The following is a 6,254-nucleotide window of genomic DNA, read 5'->3' on the forward strand; positions in this document are numbered from 1 at the left end:
TTACCCCTCATAGCCCCATGGGTGAGCGTATTAAGCATACTCAAGCTGTCTTATTGTCAACGCTACTGGATGCAATAATATTTAACTGCAACCAAAGACATGAAGACAGTGATATTGATGCCCGGGGAATCGCCAACCTGCTGTGGGCCCTGGCGAAACTGGTGGACAACGGCCAGGAGCAGACATCATGGCTCAAAGAGGCCGTGACTTCGCTGTTACCCCACGTAAACGCACAACAATCTAACTTTACACCCCAGGGAATCGCCAACCTGATGTGGGCCCTGTCGAAACTGGTGGACAACGGCCAGGAGCAGACATCAGGGCTCAAAGAGGCCGTGGCTGCGCTGTTACCCCACGTAAATGCACAGAAAGCTCACTTTAAACCACAGGGAATCACCAACTTGTTGTGGGCCCTGGCAAAACTGGTGGACAACGGGCAGAAGCAGACACCCGATCTCAAGGATTCCGTGGCCGCGTTGTTGCCCCTCGTGCACGAACAGAAAGACCAACTTAATGCCCGGCATATCGTCAACCTGCTATGGGCCCTGGCGAAACTGGTGGACAACGGCCAGGAGCGAACACCAGGGCTAAACATGGCCGTGGCCGCGCTGTTGCCCCTCGTGCACGAACAGAAAAGCCAGCTTAATAACCAGGGAATCACCAACCTTCTGTGGGCCATCGCTAAACTGGTGGAGAACGGGCAGGAGCGAACACCAGGGCTAAACATGGCCGTGGCCACGCTGTTGCAGCAAGTGAATGCACAGAAAGTCCAATTTCTTGCCCGGGATATTGCCAGCCTGCTGTGGGCCGTGGCGAAACTGTTGGAGAACGGTCATGAACAGACACCGGGGCTTAAAAAGGCTGTGGCCGCACTGTTGCCCCACGTGAACGCACATAAAAACCAATTTAATGACCAGGGAATCGCCAACTTGCTGTGGGCCGTGGCGAAGCTGGTGGAGAACGGGCAGGAGCAGACACCGGAGCTTAAAAAAACTGTGGCCGCGCTGTTGCCCCAAGTGAACGCAAAGAAAGACCAATTTATACCTCAACATATCACCATCCTGTTGTGGGCCATGGCGAAACTGGTGGACAACGGGCAGGAGCAGATGCCAGAGTTCAACAAGACTGTGGTCTGTCTGCTGCCTTACGTGCACGCAAGGAAAGACCAATTTATACCTCAGCAAATAGTCAACCTGCTGTGGGCCATGGCGAAACTGGTGGAGAACGGGCAGGAGCAGACACCAGAGCTTAAAAAGACGGTGGCCGCGCTGTTGCCCCACGTGAACGCACAGGCAGACCAATTTAATGCCCAGGGAATCTCCAACCTGGTGTGGGCCCTGGCGAAACTGGTGGACAACGGGCAGGAACGGTCACCAGAGATCAAAGAGGCCCTGGGCACCCTGTTACACCACGTGAACGCACAGAAAGACCAATTTATACCTCAGCAAATAGTCAACCTGCTGTGGGCCATGGCAAAACTGGTGGACAACGGCCAGGAACAGACACCAGGGCTTAAAAAAGCTGTGCCTGCGCTGTTGCCCCACGTGAACGCATCCAAAGACCAATTTATTCCTCAGCAAATTGCCAACCTGCTGTGGGCCATGGCGAAACTGGTGGACAACGGTCAGGAACAGACACCAGGGCTTAAAAAAGCTGTGGCCGCGCTGTTGCCCCACGTGAACGCACAGGCAAACCAATTTAATGCCCAGGGAATCGCCAACCTGCTTTGGGCCATGGCGAAACTGGTGGACAACGGCCGGGAACAGACACCAGGGCTTAAAAAAGCTGTGGCCTCGCTGTTGCCCCGTGTGAACGCACAGAAAGACCAATTCAATGCCCAGAATATTACCAGCCTGCTGTGGGCCATGGCGAAACTGGTGGACAACGGCCAGGCGCTGACACCAGAGTTCAACGAGGCCGTGGCCAGGCTGTTGCCCCACGTGAACGCAATGAAAGACCAATTTATACCTCAGCAAATCGCCAAACTGCTGTGGGCCATGGCGAAACTGGTTGACAACGGCCAGCAACAGACACCGGGGCTTAAAAAAGCTGTAGCCGCGCTGTTGTCCCACGTACACGCAAATAAAGCCAACTTTACACCACAGGGAATCGCCAACCTGCTGTGGGCCATGGCGAAACTGGTGGAAAACGGAGAGTGGACACCAGGGGTTAAAGAAGCTGTGGCCGCGCTGTTGCCCTGCGTGCCCCCACAGAAAGACCAATTTGATCCTCAGCATATCGCCAACTTGCTGTGGGCCATGGCGAAGCTGGGTGAACTCGTTGAGCTGCACGTGGTTACCTCAACGTTCGAATCGTTGCTCTGCCGATTCAGCGACAACCCTCAGCTCTTTCAGCAAGATGATATAGTGATGTCTCTATGGGGAGTAATGGTATGTTGTGCCAGGTTGTCTCTGGCCCCCAATGCCATTAAAAATAGCGTGCTTGAAAAGCAAATGGATGACCTGTCCACTCGCCTGGAAAATACATCCCCGGACAATCAAAAGAATCAACAAATCATTACCATGGCTGCCATTTGGTTGGGGAGAGCGTGTCCGATCATCCCCCATTACCGGACAACTATTTCAAAACCTCAAGCCGACTTACGCAATCAACTCCAATCACGCATGCCCTCTTTGAAGATTGAACAGGAAAAGAGCCTGAACTCATTGCCTCCCGTTGACCTGCTACTGCCAGATCACAACATGGTGATTGAAATTCAGGGACCGTCTCATTACGTAAGTAATGATTTCAAAATCAGGAATGGTTCAACTCTGCTTAAAATAGCACTGCTGCAAAAATCAGGATTTGAGGTCATTGAAATCCCGGTTAACCAGCTTTGTAGCCAGAATTCAATAAAACTATGCATTAATCAAATAAAGGCCAGGGTGGACATCCCGCCACAGGGTCATGGCTATGTATCACTTAACACCAGACGAGCAGATGAGACAAACGTTACCGCCGATAAAGGGAGGCAATCCCCAGATCACTGTTACTTAACCGCCGAAGAAAATTCAGAAAAGCAAACAGACAAACCAAAAAAAAGAAAAAGGAAAAGAAAAAAAAAGGCAATAACCGCTTCCCTTTCATCATGACTCCAGAACCGTGTTCACATTCCGGGGAAGGAGGCCTTCCAGCATTTCGACTGTATCCGCAGGTGATCAACGGGCAGATTGATCAACGGTTGTAACTGATTGTCTTGCCCCGGATGATTTGAAAATAGCGGATTGGTGGCATCAGGAGTAGATGGGTTTCCCTAACCGCTGACGTTTATAGACAGCAAAATGAACTTCTGAACAAAACAGCAGTCTGCTTTTTATGTTCTCATGAATTAATGAAATATAATTATGCATAGAACCTCTGCTGGTATCAGCGGTAAATGCGCAAAATCCAATAAAGATTACAACCAGCCGCATGACCATGCCGCATCTTCAAGGCGTGGGCGATATAAACATGCCACGGTCAGACAATGGGAGAATCCCCCCTGCACTACCCCGAGGCGTAATGAATTCTACCCTTCTCCTGGCGCATACACTTCTCAATATCTTCAGAGCCGTTCAGTAAACCCGGCTCCAGATTTCAGTGCTCTCATCAAACAGGAAATAATGGTTGGTTTGCTGAGTAAATCGGATCATTTCGGTCATCGCTATGATGGGAGAAATCACAGTCTGTATGCCAATTCAATTAAACAATACACATCAGCTGCCAAAAGACCGTTGAATCGAGCGGAACAAAGCCAGCTGATGTGTTTTCTGCAAAATTTTACCGTAACACGGCGTTGGGGCTGGCGAAGCCTCACGACCACACTTCATGCATTGACTTCAGCGGGTGTTTTTACCCCTCATAAACCCGTGGATGAGCGTGTCAGGCACACTCAGGTTGCCTTATTGTCAACGCTACTTGATGCAATAATATCCAAGTGCAACCAAAAACCTCAAGCCCGGGACATTGATGCCCGGGGAATCGCCAACCAGCTGTGGGCAATAGCGAAACTGGTAGACAACGGGCAGGAGCACACACCAGGGCTCAAAGAGGCCGTGGTCGCGCTGTTGCCTCACGTGAAAGCACAGATGGACCAATTTATCCCTCAGGGCATTGCCATCCTGCTGTGGGCCATGGCGAAACTGGTGGACTACGGGCAGGAGCAGACACCAGAGTTCAAAGAGACCGTGGCCGCGCTGCTGCCCCCCGTGAACGCAAAGAAGCACCAATTTAAAGCTCAGGGCATTGTCAACCTGCTGTGGGCCATGGCGAAACTGGTAGACAACGGGCAGGAGCGAACACCGGGGCTTAACAAGGCCGTGGCCGTGTTGTTGCCCCTTGTGCACGAACAGAAAGACCAACTTAGTACTCAGGGAATCATCAACCTGTTATGGGCCATGGCGAAACTGGTGGACAACGGGCAGGAGCGGACACCAGGGCTCAACAGGGCCGTGGCCGAGCTGTTGTCCCACGTGAATACACAGAAAATTCCATTTAATGCCCAGGATATTGCCAGCCTGCTTTGGACCATGGCGAAACTGGTAGACAATGGGCAGGAACAAACACCAGGGCTTAAAAAGGCTGTGGCCGCGCTGTTGCCCCACGTGAGCACGCAGAAAAACCAATTTAATGCCCAGGGAATCGCCAATCTGCTGTGGGCCATGGCGAAACTGATGGACAACGTGCAGGAGCAAACACCAGGGCCCATAGAGGCCGTGACTGCGCTGTTGCCCCAAGTGAACGTACTAACAGCTAACTTTAACCCCCAGGAAATCACCAACCTGCTATGGGCCATGGCGAAACTGGTGGATTACGGGCAGGAGCGGACACCCGAGCTACATGGGGCCGTGGCGGCGCTGTTACCCCGCGTGAACGCACAGAAAGCTAACTTTAAACCACAGGAAATCGCCAACCTGCTGTGGGCCATGGCGAAACTGGTGGACTACGGGCAGGAGCAGACACCAGAGTTCAAAGAGACCGTGGCCGCGCTGTTGCCCCAAGTGAACGCACAGAAGGGCCAATTTAAAGCTCAGGGCAATGTCAACCTGTTGTGGGCCATGGCGAAACTGGTGGACAACGGACTGGAGCGAACACAAGGGCTCATGGAGACCGTGGCCGAACTGTTACCCCACGTGAACGCAATGAAAGACCAATTTATTCTTCAGCATATTGCCAACCTGCTGTGGGCCATAGCAAAACTGGTAGACAACGGGCAGGAGTCGACACCAGAGCTCAAAGAGGTAGTGCTTGCGCTTTTGCACCACGTGAACGCACCGAAAAACCAGTTTAATACCCAGGATGTCGCCAACCTGCTTTGGGCCATGGCAAAACTGGTGGACAATGGAGAGTGGGGGCAAGAGCTAAAAGAAGCTATGTTCGCAGTGTTGCCCCACGTAACCCCACAGAAACACCAATTTAATCCTCAGCATATCGCCAACATTCTGTGGGCCATGGCGAAACTGGGTGAACTCGTTGAGTTACACGTGGTGACCTCTGCGTTCGAATCGCTTGTCTGCCAATTAAGTGACAACCTTCAGCTCTCTCAACAAGATATATTTATGTCTCTCTGGGGCGTAATGGTATGCTGTGCCAGATTGTCTCTAGACTCCAATGCTTATAAAAATAACATGCTTGAAAAGCACATGGTTGACCTGTTTACTCGCCTGAAAAATACATCCCCGGACAATGAAAAGGATCAACGCATCATGGCCATGGCCGCCAGTTGGCTTGGTAGAACGAGTCCGATCATCCCCCATTACCGGACAACCATTTCAAAACATCAAGCCGACTTCCGCGATCAACTCCAATCATGCATGCCCTATTTGAAGATTGAAGAAGAAAAGTGTATGAACTTATTGCCTCCCGTTGACCTGCTATTGCCAGATCACAACATGGTTATTGAAATTCAGGGACCGTATCATTACTTAAGTAATGATTTTAAAATCAGGAATGGTTCGACTCTGCTTAAAATTGCACTGCTGCAAAAATCAGGATTTGAGGTCATTGAAATCCCGGTTAACCAGCTTTGTAGCCAGAATTCAATAAAACTATGCATTAATCAAATAAAGGCCAGGGTGGACATCCCGTCACAGGGTCATGGCTGTGTATCACCTGACATCGGATGGGCAGATGAGACAAACGTTACCGGCGATAAAGGGCGACAATCCCCAGATCACTGTTATTTAACCGCCGAAGAAAATTCAGAAAAGCACACAGACAAACCAAAAAACAGAAAGAAAAAGAGAAAAAGAAAAAAAAGGCACTAACCACTTCCC

General features: G+C 50.9%; 2 protein-coding genes. Both read left to right on the top strand.

Annotated features, from left to right (window positions below):
• A partial coding sequence (locus J7438_RS24330) for an RAP domain-containing protein (protein ID WP_209278645.1) occupies positions 1-3,092 on the top strand: 3,092 nt, incomplete at its 5' end.
• 252 nt (positions 3,093-3,344) lie between these two features.
• Positions 3,345-6,245: an RAP domain-containing protein gene (locus J7438_RS24335; RefSeq protein WP_209278646.1), complete on the top strand. Its 2,901-nt coding sequence runs from the start codon at positions 3,345-3,347 to the stop codon at positions 6,243-6,245.
• Positions 6,246-6,254: the final 9 nt, after the last annotated feature.

Source organism: Thalassotalea sp. G20_0 (assembly GCF_017744175.1).
GTDB lineage: Bacteria > Pseudomonadota > Gammaproteobacteria > Pseudomonadales > Endozoicomonadaceae > Endozoicomonas.